The following is a 17581-nucleotide window of genomic DNA, read 5'->3' on the forward strand; positions in this document are numbered from 1 at the left end:
AAGCACGACAGTGCTTCAAGGGAAGGAACCGCGAAAGCGGCATGAGGAAAATAGAGAATTAGAGAATTTGAAAATTAGTTAATTAGCTAATGGATGACTGACCGATTTCCGCAATGCGGAATGAAGCACGACAGTGCTTCAAGGGGAAGGAACCGCGAAAGCGGCATGAGGAAAATAGAGAATTAGAGAATTTGAAAATTAGTTAATTAGCTAATGGATGACTGACCGATTTCCGCAATGCGGAATGAAGCACGACAGTGCTTCAAAGGGAAGGAACCGCGAAAGCGGCATGAGGAAAATAGAGAATTAGAGAATTTGAAAATTAGTTAATTAGCTAATGGATGACTGACCGATTTCCGCAATGCGGAATGAAGCACGACAGTGCTTCAAGGGAAGGAACCGCGAAAGCGGCATGAGGAAAATAGAGAATTAGAGAATTTGAAAATTAGTTAATTAGCTAATGGATGACTGACCGATTTCCGCAATGCGGAATGAAGCACGACAGTGCTTCAAGGGGAAGGAACCGCGAAAGCGGCATGAGGAAAATAGAGAATTAGAGAATTTGAAAATTAGTTAATTAGCTAATGGATGACTGACCGATTTCCGCAATGCGGAATGAAGCACGACAGTGCTTCAAGGGAAGGAACCGCGAAAGCGGCATGAGGAAATACTTGTATTTAACGAAACAGCGAAAGCTAAAATTCTTTGACTTGGAATAGAAATTCTAATGCATTATATGGGTTACAAAGCGTTAAGAACAAAATACTGTTTGAGCTCGCAGGCAAATAATCTAACATATAGATGACAGTAAGGCCCAGAGCCATTGTCGCTGCTTAAAGCGAGTTTATTTTGTTTAGCTTTTTAAAACAGTTTTAGCGTTAAGAAATGAAAACAGCCTTGATTTTTTTTATCCAAACAAAAAAGAACAATGATACCTGGATGGAATTCAGGACAACTTTAGTGAATAACTGGGTCCGCAAAACTGGTTTCTCCTTAAAAATCTTGACTTGACCCGAAATATCTCAAAACTTCAATCTTCTTGTTCAAATTTTAAAAAGTAAAGCCAATTAAATCAGCAAACAATAATTTTTAAAATGCATTATCGTACAAATACAGATCCCGATAATATTTTTCACTTTAATGACCCAACCACCTCAAGGATTCATCAATAACCTCTGTCATGTGATTGCCTACAAAAACGCTCTTTCCTTCTGCCTCTTTTTTCCATTCAGAAAAAGAATGATCATACGGATAAACTTTGAATGTGATGTTCTTCTTGCCTTTCCTTAGCGCTTCAAGTTGTATGAAATCAGAACTCAGAACAGATGTATTTCTGTCCTGTGAGGAAGAAACCAAATAGACCGGTATGTTTAAGGAGAGGATATCTTCCACCGGCTGATGCTTACAAAAACTGCTCCAGCGTAAATAGGTATGGCCAAACCATTTTTTGTCGGTCGCATCACCATAAGTATAAATATCCTGATAAATTTTATGAAGTGAGTCTATATTTTGTTGCGCGTCGTGATCGGATATAATGCCACATGCTGCATCTATTCTGTTCTGAATGATAAAATCATAAAATTGATTCAACCCATTCCCAACCAACAACAAACAATGGGTCACTTTCTTACATTCCGCTGCCAACTTAGCGCCCACCTGAAAACCTTCGGAAATACCCATCACAGCTATCTTTCTACGATCCACCCGATATTGTTTGATCACTTTTTCAAGCACTACTTTTGCTGCATCCACTCTCCAGTCTAGCGACAATCTTTTGTTGTATTCCTCAGGTTCAGGATACATAGGATAACCGTGTTCAGGATCTCTTCGGACACTGTCCGCAAAGGGAATTCCGGGTTTACTGATGAGTACAATATGGAAATGCTCTGATAATTTTTTGTAATCGAATGGAACTGTCCCCGCCATCCCTCTTTCCATTAAATGAAAAAGTGGTAAAGAACCTGAACCATCTATATAGAGCAACATTGGCTTCTGTTGAGCCGATTTGTTTATGGTCACATAATAATTTACCTCGCCGAGTTTCTTTGACTGAATGCTATGATGCTTAAATCCAAACTTCTCCGAACCTACAACTTGTGAAAATCCGCATTGAATAGCTAAATTAAAAATTGCACCAAAAAATAAAAGAGTTTTCAAATACATATTTTAAAATTCTACTCAAAAATAAGATTTATTGGGTGATCATAAAAACCTTTGAAGGATTTCTAATTTTCCAAATCCAAAATCAAGGCTTTCAATTTTTTATTCTCAGGAATCATTTCTGCCTCCATTTTGTAATATTTTAATGCATTGGCCTTATCTCCTTTTACTAAATAGGCTTCCGCCAAACTGTCATAGGTATTGGGTACTTTCGGAAATAGAGAGACATTGATTTCAAATAAATTTAATGCCAGATCTATTTTATTAGCCTTCAAAAACTGGTAGCCAAAATAATTTAAAAAACGATCGTCATAAGGCAGTCTTGCTTGCATGGCTAATTTTTCTACATTATTTTTAACATAGTCTATTCCCCTTTCCCGAACTATTTTGTACAACAATAAATTAAATGGCAACTCAACAGGTGGAATAGGTTCTCCTTTTAGAATCGAATTTATTCTGGGTGCTAATTCATCCGCAATATCTCCGGTATTGGCAAGAACCACAAAACAAAATCCACTTTTCTCGTGAAAAAAAATGCTTGAATTCCAAACTTCCGTTCCCCCGGCGAACATTCCACTTCCATATTTTTTTCCGGATGGAAGATTGCCTTGCCTCTTCGCTTCTACAAATTTCAACAAACTTCCGATATTCATGTATAACCCGCCAGCCGGAGTACTACAACTAATGTCATCCATACTTTCTTTATTACCATCAAAGTCAATCCAATGTCCATGTGCACGATTGATTTGTTTAGACTTTTGTGCCATGGTGTAATATACATTACCCAAACCCACTGGTTTGAAAATCCTTTCCTTTAGGTTCTCCTCATAACTCTTTCCACTTATCTTTTCTATGAGTGCACCCAAAACCACATAACCCGAATTGGAATACTCCTGACCTGTACCCGGCTCATACAAGAGCGGTTCATCTTTAATAATGTCAACCAGTTGCGATACAGAAAAATCATTCTCTGACAGCATCCGGAATTTTGGATTTCTTAAATAATCGCCCAATCCTGCCCTCATGTCAAGAAGCTGCTGTATGGTTATTTTATTGCCTGTTTCTGCATGAAACAGGTCTAGATATTTACTTATTTTATCCTGGTAGTTGAGTTTGTGTTCTTCCACCAACTGATGAATAATTTCTTCTGTGAATTGCTTGTTCAATGATCCAATGTTGAACAGGGTATTCTTGTCCATCGTTCTGCTTGTGTTCCAGTCCGCGTAACCGTGTTGTTTATAATATACTTCTTCCCCTTGGTGCGAAATAATTACTTGTCCGGTAAATATTCCTTTGTCATATGCATCACTCAAAAGTGAATCCAGCTTTTGAAACATGACCGTACTCACCTCTTGAGCGAAAACATTTGCGCTCACCATTATGACCCCAATGATTAGAAATTGAATTTTCATTGCAATTAATTTTATGTCTTATTATTTTTTAAACGATCAAGAGCAATTCAATCATCAACCAATTAACTAATTAGCTCATTTTCAAATTTCCTAATTCTCTCGTTAGCCGCTTTCGCGGTTCCTTCACTTATCGTGCTGTCGCACGATACTCTGCCGAACCAAAGATCGTTCAGTCACTCATTAGCACATTAACTCATTATCACATTTGCTAATTATCACATTAGCTCATTCATTTATCCTCCCCGCCTCTTCCTCCATTCCCGTTTTTCTTTTACTTGATTTCACGTTTTGGTTTCCAAACAAGTAGCTGACGCTGATGCTTGCCCTTCTGGTATCATAACGGCCGCTTCCTTCAGATTCCAGTCCGTCGAAACTCGACACACCGTCCCATCCGGATTCATAAAACAAATCAGAGATGCCCAAACGCACATTCATGCGATCGTTTAAGAATTTACGCTGCAAGCCAAGATCAAGACTCCAACTGGACTCATAAACAAAAACACCACCCCAGACTCCTGGCCCTGAATAGTACCCGGAGACTTCCCCTTAAAGCTTCCAGGGAAGTTCGAAGGTATGTTGCTGGTAAATGGTGTAGGTAAAAGCCTGCACATCCACGACAGCGCCTTCACCATAATCAGCCTGATTGTCGATGTGGGAACCACTGAGGTTGAAATAGGCATTCCAGAATTTTAAAATTTTTACCGGAATGCTTACGCTGGTGCTCCAAATTTTTTGAGTGGCAAGATTGTCCCAGGAGATGAAACTGGCGCGTGGATCAGAATCATCCGGTCCGATCAGGCGGGTAATTTGATTTTCAGTAAGGCTGTAGCCTGCTTTGAAATTATATCTTGAACCCAGCGTATAACCTAATTCTATGTTGTTAACGATTTCAGGTCGGAGGAATGGATTTCCCTTTTCGAAAGAAAGCTGGCTGAGCTGATTGTTGAATGGATTAAGTACGTTGTAATCCGGACGATTGATTCTCTTGCCATAATTCAGATTAAAGGAATGTTTGGAAGAGGGAGACCAGTTTAGACCTGCACTTGGAAACCAGCTTAAATAATCTAGGATTACCGGAGGCTCTTGCAATTCTGGCAGAAAGGCCTGCAGGTCTCCGGTGGCATTGGTTTGCTCTGTGCGAAGCCCTGCACTTGCAGACCAGTTTTTGGATAATGGCCTTTGATAATTTACATAGGCGGCATACACATTTTCGTCGTATTTGAAAAGATTGGATCTTTTGTCATCCCGTACTTGGAGACCTGAAAGTTCATCAAAAACCAGGAAAGTATTGTCTGACACAACCTTGCTGAACTTAGTACCCAAACTGATGGCTCCACCAAAGAGGTTTTGCTCATAATCCGCTTTGAAAGTGTAAATTTTAATGTCCGTCGGAGTCTCAAAATTATTGATGACTCTGCTCAACACAGAATCCTCTGTGGCATTCAAATAAGCATTAGGTTGTGATCTCCTGCCGTCATTGGTAAAATGCCCATAATCAAGGTCTACATTGAAATTTCTCCCTTTTCTTGAATCGTAGCGATAGTTAAGGTTGTAGGTATTCTGATGTCGGGTATTTTTACTTACCGTCTGGGCCACCAGTATGCTGTCCACCACCGATTGGCTGGATGCATCAGCGATGGTAATGCGATTGGATCCAAGCTGGCGTCCCATGTGCAAGCCCGGGGAATACAGAAATCCAATAGTTTGATTTTTATCCAGATAATAATCCGCACCGAGTCGGAGATTTGCAAATCGTCCACGGTTGCGCAACACATTTAACTCTTCAAGGTAAAGTCCATTTTGGTAACTGATGAAATCGAGGGTATTGAATCCCTTTTGTTGCCCAATTCCCAATTGTCCAAAAAAATTAAATTTTTTGTTTCGATAATTACCATTGCTACTCAAGTTGGTCCGGTTGTATTTTCCCTGACCGCTGGTCACAGTCACCGTACCATTGGCGCCAAGACTTTTATCTCTTTTCAGACGAATGTCCAGAATACCTGCATTCCCCTCCGCCTCGTATTTGGCACCGGGATTGGAGATGATGTCTATTCGATCAATTTGTTCTGCGGGAAGGCTTTGAAGATAATTACTCAGTTCCTCTCCATTCAGCGGAAGGCGTTTTCCATCCACGTAAACCAATACACCGGTACGCCCCAGTACGCTGATGTTGTCATTGTTGTCTACTGTAACGCTCGGAGCTTTGCGTAGCAATGACAAGGCATCGGAGCCTACACTGTTGATGGTTCCCTGTACGTTAAAGACTGTTCGGTCAGGTTTGATCTCAATTAATGCACGGGTGGCTTTTACGGTAGCTGCTTCCAGGGCAATACTGCCGGACTGCATGGTCAGGGTACCCAGATCTAGGGCTTGTCCTGGCTGTAATGACAACTTACTGATCTTTAGATTGTCCATGCCAAGAAAACTCGCCATCACCTCATAAACCCCCTCCTTCAAACCCGCAAAAGCAAATTTACCTGCTGCATCACTGGGCTCCACTTTTACGATCGAACTGTCCACAGACTGATACAAGACTACATTGGCAAACTCTACCGGGTCGCCCTCAGGACTCTTTAAAGCTCCGTAAATACGACCTTCCTGGGCCATCAAGCTTCCAGTTACAAACAGTGCCATCGACCAAAACCAAACTCTCTTCATAATCTTATAAAATTGCGTCATTTTAAAACTTGCGTCAGCCCATGCAGGAATATAGAATTCCCCCCGGCCTCTTCGCCCAACAAAAGTAAACATTTTGACTAACATATACGAAAGCTTTCGTACTTTAAGAACAATTTAACATTTGCCAATGATTGGGTCATTGCAATCCCTTTTTTTTTATTGGTCAGTCATTTTGAAAACACATTCATAATTTGCAAAGCCTGTTCCTCCTATTGTATCCAATAAAAATTTAAATCTTCCTTTGATACCTCATGTCAATCAAAATAAATGTCCAAAAATTTGGAATTCTCAATCAGCCTTTACTATATTCACTTAATTTTTATTACACCACATTTTTTTAGACACCGATTTAACACTAGTTGGTTACTTATTTTTTTAACTAAATTATTTTCTATGAAAACTCAAATTATTGCCTCAAAATTGGCAAAATTAAATTCCACCGCCCCCCCATTTTTCTTCACTGAAATTTGGTTTTCTTAAACCCTTCATCGCCTCCATCATGGCTACAATCTTGACACTTGGTTTGCCTGGAATTGTGGTTGGACAGGATCCATTAGACATCAGTGGTATTAGTCTGTTTAGAACTGCAGGTTATGGCGTTGAGAACCACGATTTTTCAATCTGGGTAATCCATCCGGATGATAACGGGGCTCAATGGAATTTTCAAGGAGCTTTTACTACTCAATCTTGTGGGGATGAAATATACGAGGGAACAATTTACTTATTAGGCCAAAACAGTGATAATAATACTATCAAAGTTCTGCCCTCCAGCGAAAATGATTATACGGATTATACCAACGGAGTTACTGCTTACGATATGGCCAGAATTTCCCTCACCTCAACAGTTTGGAAAATATTTCTTGCCCTTATAAAATAATTTCTGCCGATGCAGATGGTGACCAGACTATAGATTGGGATGACTATGATCAATTGAGTGATTTAATTCTTGGTTATATTGATGAATTTAACCGTCAAAGTTGGGAATGGGTTAATCCATACATGATTTCATTATCTACCTATGGAAGTTTTAGTACATATCCTTTTAGGTATGTCATTTCAGATCAGTGGCCGGGTGGTGTGATTTTCCCTCGACTTACTTATTCAGAAGTTGATAATAATCAATATAAATATTTTGATTACAGATCCACCAAAGTTGGGGACATTGACAAAACCGAAAATGGAGGTTCTATAAATACCTGGGTGTGTGGAGCTGGAAGCTATCCAAGTTGTTTTAATTGCAATGAAAAAATTAGTTCAAGAAGCAACACCAGCAACATAAGTAACATCAAAATTCATAAAGGGGATTTATTGGAATTTTATGTGGTCCCTGATCAAAACATTTCTATAAATGGTTTAGAATTACCTGTTTTCATAGATGACAAGTATCTTGAAATTTTAACTATTGAAACCATACCAGAACTAAATGTTAAAACAAACTTCCAGCAAAAAATAAGCGATTAACTGCTCTTGGTCTGGATTCTAACCTGGAAAAGCACAACTATGAAGCACAAACTCCCTTATTGAAATTTACCTTAAAAGCCAAATCTGATCACTTGCATCTGGGCAAAATAGTAGCCTGGGATCAAAACCGAAATCCTGAACTCATCAGTTTTCCGGACCTTTTAACTTCCAACGATTTATCACTGATTTTAATTAAGCATACGCCGGATAATTTTGATTTTGGACAAATAGGAAATACAAGCAGAATTTCCTTTGCCAGCGATATTCAAAGAACGGTTTCTTATGATCTTTTTGATGCTTTGGGAAATAGAATTATTTCCGGAAAGTTATCTTTGGAGGCTGGATATCAGGAAGTGAATTTTGATGTGCAATTAACCCCGGGATTATTCCATTTGGTCATCCAAAAGGAACAACAAATCTTAACAAAAAAAATTATCAAAATTTAATTATACCGTTACCGGTCATGGATTTTATCTGTGACCGGTTATTTTAATTATGAAGAATTTAATTTCTTTGACCATCATTTTAATTTTTATTCAGACTGTATATAGTCAGGAAAGACTTGCTGTTACAAGATTATACATTGACCGTAAGCATGCTTTTCTACACACGAATTTTGATTGCAAGGATACTTTAATTATCTGCGATAATTTGAACATTGCTATTGACCAAATTTGTTATCATCCCAATGGAGATCTGATCGGAATTTGGCAGCAATGTCTTGGTCCCGTATCTAACTGTCCAAAAGACTCCATAGTCCTATTTAAGATTGATCCATTAAATTGCGAGGCAAAAGTAATCAGATCCTTTTCACAAGATAATTTTTCTATAGTTCCTGATTTATTTTATATTGATTACTTAGGCAGAATTATTTCAAAAGGAGGCATAGGAATGCTTGACAAGTTGCTGCTTGCAGAAAGCTTGATGGACACTTTCAAAATCATTGGTACCCTGCCTAACAAAAAATTAATTTTAGAGATTTTACTTTTATTAAAGGAAGTTTAATCAGTTATGATTTTATTTCCGGTGAAATTTATCAATTTGATAAAAATTTTAATATTGTTAATATTATTAATTATCCGAAACATGCCTTAGGAAGTTTTACAAATATCTATTACAATTGTGACAGTTTCAATACTTTCTGCTTTGGGTCTAGAAGAGATTTAAAAACACTTAATGATAAACCTTGGGATTTAGGAATTTATCAGTTCCGTTTTGATTTGGAAAATGGCATTTTATTGGACAGCCTGTGTTACACTCCTGCTTTTGACACAAATGTAATCGGGTGGAGAGGAAATCTAACCAGTAAGTATGAATACCTTGGTTCCGATCCGGAATGTGATCTCCTGCTCGATCTGGACCGCAACAATTCTTCCGGTCTTTATCCCTATGATTTTGATATTCCTTTCGCGCTTTGTGCACCCTATGATTCCGCTACTCTTTGCGACGACGATCTTTATCTCCACACTTCTTTTCCTCTGGACAGCATCTCCATCCTCCTTTCCAATGCTCTTAATCTGCCGCTGGAATTTATTGCTTCCACAGGTCTCCCGCCGGGATTTTCTTTGCTTAAGCGTTCTGATTCTACCTGGACTTTGTCCGGATCATCCGCATCCGATGCAGAATACACCCTGGCGCTTAAATCACTCCGATATATCAACAATGCTCCCTTCAGAATTTCAGGTTCCAGACAGATCTCCTTTCAGGGTCACAATTCCCTGAAATCAGGTTCTCTGGCCCGTGCTTTCCTCCGTCTGGGCAACAAGCCTTACAGTGGTCCCGATACCAGCATTCACATCTGCTTGCCGGCTCTTGATCCCGTTGATCTTCTTCCTCTCCTCTCCAACGCAGATTCAGATGGACTTTTTTATCCTCCATTGAAGTCCACCAACAAGGTCTTTGTGCCCGGCTCTGATTCCTATGGCCTCTACCGGTACATCACTACCGATCTCTTCTGCGGTGCCGATACGGCACAGATACTCCTCTCTGAAGCCCTTTCCATTCCCGCTGATCTGGGACCCGATCTGGAGTTTTGCAACGGCGATTCCTTTTCCCTCCTGCTCAACCACCCGGCATTGGACAGCCTGTGGATCAATGGATCTCCTGCCTCTCCTCATATCATTCTCCGCAATCCCGGATCCTACTTCCTGACGCTCAAGTCTAAGGACGGGTGCCTGTCCTACGACACCCTCCTCATTCAAAAGTCCTCCAGGCTCCTCTCACGTGTTGACTCTTTGACGGTGTGTCGCAACGGTTCCCTGGTCTACAAAAATAAAACTTACTTCCCGGGTCAAACTATTCTCGATACCCTGCATGCTGCTCTTTCCTGTGACACCCTCCTCTCCATCTCGCTCATCCCCTCTGATCTGAACTTTACCAAAGTTACCAGACCTCTTTGTCTGAATGAAAAATATATCTACAAAAACGTCTCCTATCCTCCCGGTTCTCTCATCAAAGATACACTCTACGCTGCCTCCGGCTGCGATACTTTACTGGAATTGTGGCTACAACCTCTTCCTCTGCCCGCTGTAAGCATTTTGGGAGATACCCTCCTCTGTGAAGGGGATACTGCTTTGCTCAGCACCTCAGCCTCCGGAAGCCTCCTGTGGTCCACCGGCGATACCACTAGAGCCATTTCCGCAGCACCGGGAAATTATTCCCTCACCGTCACGGATGCCAACAATTGCTCCGCAAGCTCTTCCTTCCGCGTGGACCAGGCACCGCCACTTTCTTACGTCATCACTTCCTACGACCCTCTTTGCAGCGAGGAGTTGGGAAGCGTCCTCCTCAAGGTTTCTTCAGGTGGCATTCCTCCCATTCAATATGCTCTCAACGGGATGACCAATCTTTCCGGAATCTTTTCTTCTCTGCCTCCGGGATCTTACATTGCCACTTTTTCAGATGCGCTGGGTTGTACCCGCTCTGACACAGTCCTCATCCTGCCTCCGCCACTCTTTGAAGTCGACATGACAGACTCCATTACCCTCGATGCAGGGTCTTCCGTCCTGGTGCAATACAGACTCCGCCAGGGCTCCATTCAAAACATCTTGTTCCGGCCCGGTGAAGGAATCGCTCTGGATCAGGGTGGGCTCCGCATTTCCGCAACCACCGACCAAATTTATACCCTCACCTTCATCGACGACAATGGCTGTGAGATTACCAAAACACTCAAAGTCTCCGTCAGACAAAACAATGAATTCTTTGCCCCATTGATCTTCTCCCCAAACAACGATGGCATCAACGACTTTTGGTTGCCTTCCTGGGGCAGTTCCTGGACCCGGGCAGAAATCAAAATCTATGACCGGTGGGGTGCACTCATGGCTTCCCCTCCCACAGCTCAGGGCTGGGATGGCAATCACCATGGAATGCCTTGCATCCCGGGTGTGTATCTGTTCCACATCGTTCTCTATGATGCGCAAGGTAACTCTACTTCTTTCTCTGGAGATCTTACTTTGGTGAGGTAGGAGATTGTTCTGATTAGAAATTTTTAAATGAGCCCACAAAATAATTTGCAAAAAAATTTGGAAATTTCATTTTAGTATTATTATATTCACCACAGGAAATTCCACATTCGTCTGACACCGATTTAACACTAGTTGGTTACTTATTTTTTTAACTAAATTATTTTCTATGAAAACTCAAATTATTGCCTCAAAATTGGCAAAATTAAATTCCGCCCCCCCCCATTTTTCTTCACTGAAATTTGGTTTTCTTAAACCCTTCATCGCCTCCATCATGGCTATACTCTTGACACTTGGTTTGCCTGGAATTGTGGTTGGACAGGATCCATTAGACATCAGTGGTATTAGTCTGTTTAGAACTGCAGGTTATGGCGTTGAGAATCACGATTTTTCAATCTGGGTAATCCATCCGGATGATAACGGGGCTCAATGGAATTTTCAAGGAACTTTTACTACTCAATCTTGTGGGGATGAAATTTACGAGGGAACAATTTACCTATTAGGCCAAAACAGTGATAATAATACTATCAAAGTTCTGCCCTCCAGCGAAAATGATTATGCGGATTATACCAACGGAGTTACTGCTTACGATATGGCCAGAATTTCCGCTCACCTCAATAGTTTGGAAAATATTTCTTGCCCTTATAAAATAATTTCTGCCGATGCAGATGGTGACCAGACTATAGATTGGGATGACTATGATCAATTGAGTGATTTAATTCTTGGTTATATTGATGAATTTAACCGTCAAAGTTGGGAATGGGTTAATCCATACATGATTTCATTATCTACCTATGGAAGTTTTAGTACATATCCTTTTAGGTATGTCATTTCAGATCAGTGGCCGGGTGGTGTGATTTTCCCTCGACTTACTTATTCAGAAGTTGATAATAATCAATATAAATATTTTGATTACAGATCCACCAAAGTTGGGGACATTGACAAAACCGAAAATGGAGGTTCTATAAATACCTGGGTGTGTGGAGCAGGAAGCTATCCAAGTTGTTTTAACTGCAATGAAAAAATTAGTTCAAGAAGCAACACCAGCAACATAAGTAACATCAAAATTCATAAAGGGGATTTATTGGAATTTTATGTGGTCCCTGATCAAAACATTTCTATAAATGGTTTAGAATTACCTGTTTTCATAGATGACAAGTATCTTGAAATTTTAACTATTGAAACCATACCAGAATTAAATGTTAAAACAAACTTCCAGCAAAAAAATAAGCGATTAACTGCTCTTGGTCTGGATTCTAAACTGGAGAAGCACAACTATGAAGCACAAACTCCCTTATTGAAATTTACCTTAAAAGCCAAATCTGATCACTTGCATCTGGGCAAAATAGTAGCCTGGGATCAAAACCGAAATCCTGAACTCATCAGTTTTCCGGACCTTTTAACTTCCAACGATTTATCACTGATTTTAATTAAGCATACGCCGGATAATTTTGATTTTGGACAAATAGGAAATACAAGCAGAATTTCCTTTGCCAGCGATATTCAAAGAACGGTTTCTTATGATCTTTTTGATGCTTTGGGAAATAGAATTATTTCCGGAAAGTTATCTTTGGAGGCTGGATATCAGGAAGTGAATTTTGATGTGCAATTAACCCCGGGATTATTCCATTTGGTCATCCAAAAGGAACAACAAATCTTAACAAAAAAAATTATCAAAATTTAATTATACCGTTACCGGTCATGGATTTTATCTGTGACCGGTTATTTTAATTATGAAGAATTTAATTTCTTTGACCATCATTTTAATTTTTATTCAGACTGTATATAGTCAGGAAAGACTTGCTGTTACAAGATTATACATTGACCGTAAGCATGCTTTTCTACACACGAATTTTGATTGCAAGGATACTTTAATTATCTGCGATAATTTGAACATTGCTATTGACCAAATTTGTTATCATCCCAATGGAGATCTGATCGGAATTTGGCAGCAATGTCTTGGTCCCGTATCTAACTGTCCAAAAGACTCCATAGTCCTATTTAAGATTGATCCATTAAATTGCGAGGTAAAAATAATCAGATCCTTTTCACAAGATAATTTTTCGCTGTATCCTCGTTTATTTTATATTGACTATTTAGGTCGTATTATATCAAGAGGTGGAATTGGGATGCATGAAAAATTGCTACTCGCGGAAAGTCTAAGAGATACTTTTAAAACTATTAGTATTCTACCAAACAAGGGGATTTATTTTGATGATTTTACTTACATAAAAGGCTTGCTTTTTGCTTATGACAATTTTTCTGGTGAAATCGACCAATTTGACCAAAATTTTAAATTCATTAAATCTTATAATTATCTATCGCATTCGTTAGGTAGTTTTACAAACATTTATTACGATTGTGACAGTTTTAATACTTTTTGTTTTGGAAGCAAAAAGGATATTAAAACATTAAATGATAAACCTTGGGATTTAGGTATTTATCAGTTCCGTTTTGATTTGGAAAATGGTATTTTATTGGACAGCATGTGCTACACTCCTGCTTTTGATACAAACGTTGTTGGGTGGGCTGGAAATCTCACCAGTAAGTATGAATACCTTGGTTCCGATCCGGAATGCGATCTCCTGCTCGATCTGGACCGCAATAATTCTTCCGGTCTTTATCCCTATGATTTTGATATTCCTTTCGCGCTTTGTGCGCCCTATGATTCCGCTACTCTTTGCGACGACGATCTTTATCTCCACACTTCTTTTCCTCTGGACAGCATCACCATCCTCCTTTCCAATGCACTTAATCTGCCGCTGGAATTCATTGCTTCCACAGGTCTCCCGCAGGGATTTTCTTTGCTTAGGCGTTCTGATTCTACCTGGACTTTGTCCGGATCATCCGCATCCGATGCAGAATACACCCTGGCGCTTAAATCACTCCGATATGTCAACAATGCTCCCTTCAGAATTTCTGGTTCCAGACAGATCTCCTTTCAGGGTCACAATTCCCTGAAATCAGGTTCTCTGGCCCGTGCTTTCCTCCGTCTGGGAAACAAGCCTTACAGTGGTCCCGATACCAGCATTCACATCTGCTTGCCGGCTCTTGATCCCGTTGATCTTCTTCCTCTCCTCTCCAACGCAGATTCAGATGGACTTTTTTATCCTCCATTGAAGTCCACCAACAAGGTCTTTGTGCCCGGCTCTGATTCCTATGGCCTCTACCGGTACATCACTACCGATCTCTTCTGTGGTACCGATACGGCACAGATACTCCTCTCTGAAGCCCATTCCATTCCCGCTGATCTGGGACCCGATCTGGAGTTTTGCAACGGCGATTCCTTTTCCCTCCTGCTCAACCACCCGGCATTGGACAGCCTGTGGATCAATGGATCTCCTGCCTCTCCTCATATCATTCTCCGCAATCCCGGATCCTACTTCCTGACGCTCAAGTCTAAGGACGGGTGCCTGTCCTACGACACCCTCCTCATTCAAAAGTCCTCCAGGCTCCTCTCACGTGTTGACTCTTTGACGGTGTGTCGCAACGGTTCCCTGGTCTACAAAAATAAAACTTACTTCCCGGGTCAAACTATTCTCGATACCCTGCATGCTGCTCTTTCCTGTGACACCCTCCTCTCCATCTCGCTCATCCCCTCTGATCTGAACTTTGCCAAAATTACCAGACCTCTTTGTCTGAATGAAAAATATATCTACAAAAACATCGTCTATCCTCCGGGTTCTCTCATCAGAGATACCCTCTACGCCGCCTCAGGTTGCGATACTTTACTGGAATTGTGGCTAAAACCGCTTCCTCTGCCCGCTGTAAGCATTTTGGGAGATACCCTCCTCTGTGAAGGAGACACTGCCTTGCTCAGCACCTCAGCCTCCGGAAGCCTCCTGTGGTCCACCGGCGATACCACTAGAGCCATTCCCGCAACCCCGGGAAATTATTCCCTCACCGTCACGGATGCCAACAATTGCTCCGCAAGCTCTTCCTTCCGCGTGGACCAGGCACCGCCACTTTCTTACGTCATCACTTCTTACGACCCCCTTTGCAGCGAGGAGCTGGGAAGCGTCCTCCTCAGGGTTTCTTCCGGTGGCATTCCTCCCATTCAATATGCTCTCAACGGGATGACCAATCTTTCCGGAATCTTTTCTTCTCTGCCTCCGGGATCTTACATTGCCACTTTTTCGGATGCACTGGGTTGTAACCGCTCTGACACAGTCCTCATCCTGCCTCCACCACTCTTTGAAGTCGACATGACAGACTCCCTTATCCTCGATGCAGGGTCTTCCGTCCTGGTGCAATACAGACTCCGCCAGGGCTCCATTCAAAACATCTTGTTCCGGCCCGGTGAAGGAATCGCTCTGAATCAGGGTGGGCTACGCATTTCCGCAACCACCGACCAAATTTATACCCTCACCTTCATCGACGACAACGGCTGTGAGATTACCAAAACGCTCAAGGTCTCCGTCAGGCAAAACAATGAATTCTTCACCCCACAGATCTTCTCTCCCAACAACGATGGCATCAACGACTTTTGGTTGCCTTCCTGGGGCAGTTCCTGGACCCGGGCAGAAATCAAAATCTATGACCGGTGGGGTGCACTCATGGCTTCCCCTCCCCCAGCTCAGGGCTGGGATGGCAATCACCATGGAATGCCTTGCATCCCGGGTGTGTATCTGTTCCACATCGTTCTCTATGATGCGCAAGGTATCTCTACTTCTTTCTCTGGAGATCTTACTTTGGTGAGGTAGGAGATTGTTATGATTAGAAATTTTTAAATGAGCCCACAAAATAATTTGCAAAAAAATTTGGAAATTTCATTTTAGTATTATTATATTCACCACAGGAAATTCCACATTCGTCTGACACCGATTTAACACTAGTTGGTTATTTATTTTTTTAACTAAATTATTTTCAATGAAAACTCAAATTATTGCCTCAAAATTGGCAAAATTAAATTCCGCCCCCCCCCCATTTTTCTTCACTGAAATTTGGTTTTCTTAAACCCTTCATCGCCTCCATCATGGCTACACTTTTGACACTCGGTTTGCCTGGAATTGTGGTTGGGCAATGCATTCCGTATGATTTGGCAGGTCATTGTTTATTTCGTAATTATAATTTTGGAGTCTCTAACCACTCTTTTAGTTTGTTGATTTATCAGGTAAGTGGTACGCCATGCGAACCGGAAACTTCTCATGCAAGCACCGGATGTGACGGCGGTGATTTTGAATTTGATGATTATGTTGAAATACCGTCCAGTTCAAATTCCAATCTAAGCGTAGCCGAGGTAACCCCTTACACGGATAATGATGTATATGATTATCAGGATGGCGTTACAGCCGCAGATGTGGCCGCCATTAATAAGCATGTATTGGGTATTGAATACATCACTGATCCTTATAAAATTGTTGCTGCTGATCCTACAGGAAATCAAATTATTGATTCCAATGATAGAGTTGCCATTTATAATCTCATTTTATACAATACCCTCTTTAATAGAACCAGCTGGGATTGGTTTAATGAATATCAGGTGGCAAATAATTCTTCTCACTTTAATTCCAATCCTTTTGCTTATTCAGTATGGGATCTATGGACTGATCAGATTATCATTTACCCAAGCATGAGTCACAGCACACTCGTAAATTATCAAAACAGATACCTCCATTACAGAACTACAAAAGTTGGTGAAATTGACAACACCACTGCCAATGCCTGGGTATGTGATACCTACACTTTTAAATCACCTGCTGTTTCTGCAAGATCCGGCACAGATATCCAAAATCTAAAAGTGCCCGCAAATTCAGAATTACGATTTAGTGTGGCCGTGGAAATCAATGAACCCATTGTTAGTTTAGAATTACCCATTAGAATTGATAAAAGTTTATTCACCATAAAAGACATCAGTTCCACCGGAAACTTCCCGATCAATTATGCTTACAGTGAGCTGACCAATCGCCTCACCATCTTATGGGTGGATGCTAATTTAAAAGAATTAAAAACAAATGGAGAATCAATAATTCTGAATTTTACTTTGATTGCAAATAAATCAATTGACAATTTAACCAATGAAATTATTTGGGATCCTAAAAGGCAGGTAGAAGCGACCAATATGAAAGGTCATCTTATAAGCACTAATGCACGGATAATTTTGGATGATGTAATTCAAGGTAATTTAAGCATGATTTATAATCATAATCTCCATGAAATTCAGATTCACAGCAACAATTCAGGCTTTGGAGAATTAATGTTTTTTAATTCAAATGGAAACAACTTGTACTCAGAAAAAATTAAATTAACGGAAGGAAAAATAATTTATCAAATTCCTCAAAATTTTATCCACGGAATATATTTTGCCCGGATAAAGGCAAATGAAAAGGTGTTGAGTATTAAGTTCATTGCTAAATAATACATTATCGACAGGTGGGTAATTGCTAATTACCCATCTGTCCTTTAATT

Annotated in this window: 10 protein-coding genes and 1 pseudogene; 8 read left to right on the plus strand and 3 right to left on the minus strand. The window is 40.6% G+C overall.

Annotation, left to right across the window (positions count from 1 at the left end; translation table 11 throughout):
- Nucleotides 1-1137: 1137 nt before the first annotated feature.
- The 3 genes and pseudogenes from IPJ83_17630 to IPJ83_17640 all read right to left on the minus strand — a co-directional run bounded on the left by IPJ83_17630 (nucleotide 1138) and on the right by IPJ83_17640 (nucleotide 6230).
- Nucleotides 1138-2157 carry a hypothetical protein gene (locus IPJ83_17630; protein MBK7882354.1) on the minus strand — a complete coding sequence of 340 codons (1020 nt, stop codon included), beginning with the start codon at nucleotides 2155-2157 and terminating at the stop codon, nucleotides 1138-1140.
- Nucleotides 2158-2225: 68 nt separating this feature from the next.
- On the minus strand, nucleotides 2226-3572 hold the full coding sequence (locus IPJ83_17635) for a serine hydrolase (GenBank protein MBK7882355.1): 1347 nt from the start codon (nucleotides 3570-3572) through the stop codon (nucleotides 2226-2228).
- 225 nt (nucleotides 3573-3797) lie between these two features.
- A pseudogene (locus IPJ83_17640) lies at nucleotides 3798-6230 on the minus strand (TonB-dependent receptor).
- A gap of 520 nt (nucleotides 6231-6750) precedes the next feature.
- Here IPJ83_17640 and IPJ83_17645 point away from each other — a divergent pair.
- The 8 genes from IPJ83_17645 to IPJ83_17680 all read left to right on the plus strand — a co-directional run bounded on the left by IPJ83_17645 (nucleotide 6751) and on the right by IPJ83_17680 (nucleotide 17531).
- Complete coding sequence (locus IPJ83_17645) at nucleotides 6751-7128, plus strand: hypothetical protein (GenBank protein ID MBK7882356.1); 378 nt, start codon at nucleotides 6751-6753, stop codon at nucleotides 7126-7128.
- Entirely contained in the window at nucleotides 7098-7712 is a 615-nt protein-coding gene (locus IPJ83_17650; protein ID MBK7882357.1) for a hypothetical protein, read from the plus strand. Before IPJ83_17645 ends, IPJ83_17650 begins: the two co-directional genes overlap by 31 nt.
- 59 nt (nucleotides 7713-7771) lie before the next feature.
- Complete coding sequence (locus IPJ83_17655; protein ID MBK7882358.1) at nucleotides 7772-8158, plus strand: hypothetical protein; 387 nt, start codon at nucleotides 7772-7774, stop codon at nucleotides 8156-8158.
- A gap of 49 nt (nucleotides 8159-8207) precedes the next feature.
- Nucleotides 8208-8717, plus strand: coding sequence for a hypothetical protein (locus IPJ83_17660; protein MBK7882359.1), 510 nt, complete (start codon nucleotides 8208-8210; stop codon nucleotides 8715-8717).
- A 215-nt stretch (nucleotides 8718-8932) separates the two neighbouring features.
- Complete coding sequence (locus tag IPJ83_17665) at nucleotides 8933-11176, plus strand: T9SS type B sorting domain-containing protein (GenBank protein MBK7882360.1); 2244 nt, start codon at nucleotides 8933-8935, stop codon at nucleotides 11174-11176.
- Between the two features lie 166 nt (nucleotides 11177-11342).
- Nucleotides 11343-12857, plus strand: a complete 1515-nt coding sequence (locus IPJ83_17670; protein ID MBK7882361.1) for a hypothetical protein — start codon at nucleotides 11343-11345, stop codon at nucleotides 12855-12857.
- A gap of 49 nt (nucleotides 12858-12906) precedes the next feature.
- Nucleotides 12907-15876: a T9SS type B sorting domain-containing protein gene (locus IPJ83_17675; protein ID MBK7882362.1), complete on the plus strand. Its 2970-nt coding sequence runs from the start codon at nucleotides 12907-12909 to the stop codon at nucleotides 15874-15876.
- 272 nt (nucleotides 15877-16148) lie between these two features.
- Entirely contained in the window at nucleotides 16149-17531 is a 1383-nt protein-coding gene (locus IPJ83_17680; protein ID MBK7882363.1) for a hypothetical protein, read from the plus strand.
- The last annotated feature ends 50 nt before the right edge of the window (nucleotides 17532-17581 follow it).

It is taken from the genome of Candidatus Vicinibacter proximus (genome assembly GCA_016713905.1).
GTDB lineage: Bacteria > Bacteroidota > Bacteroidia > Chitinophagales > Saprospiraceae > Vicinibacter > Vicinibacter proximus.

What these genes read in the sequence shown, in the direction of transcription:
- IPJ83_17645 (MBK7882356.1), top strand. Translation starts at nt 6,751, where the DNA reads ATGGCTACAATCTTGACACTTGGTTTGCCTGGAATTGTGGTTGGACAG.
- IPJ83_17660 (MBK7882359.1), top strand. Translation starts at nt 8,208, where the DNA reads ATGAAGAATTTAATTTCTTTGACCATCATTTTAATTTTTATTCAGACT.
- IPJ83_17635 (MBK7882355.1), bottom strand. Translation starts at nt 3,572, where the DNA reads ATGAAAATTCAATTTCTAATCATTGGGGTCATAATGGTGAGCGCAAAT.
- IPJ83_17670 (MBK7882361.1), top strand. Translation starts at nt 11,343, where the DNA reads ATGAAAACTCAAATTATTGCCTCAAAATTGGCAAAATTAAATTCCGCC.
- IPJ83_17675 (MBK7882362.1), top strand. Translation starts at nt 12,907, where the DNA reads ATGAAGAATTTAATTTCTTTGACCATCATTTTAATTTTTATTCAGACT.
- IPJ83_17680 (MBK7882363.1), top strand. Translation starts at nt 16,149, where the DNA reads ATGGCTACACTTTTGACACTCGGTTTGCCTGGAATTGTGGTTGGGCAA.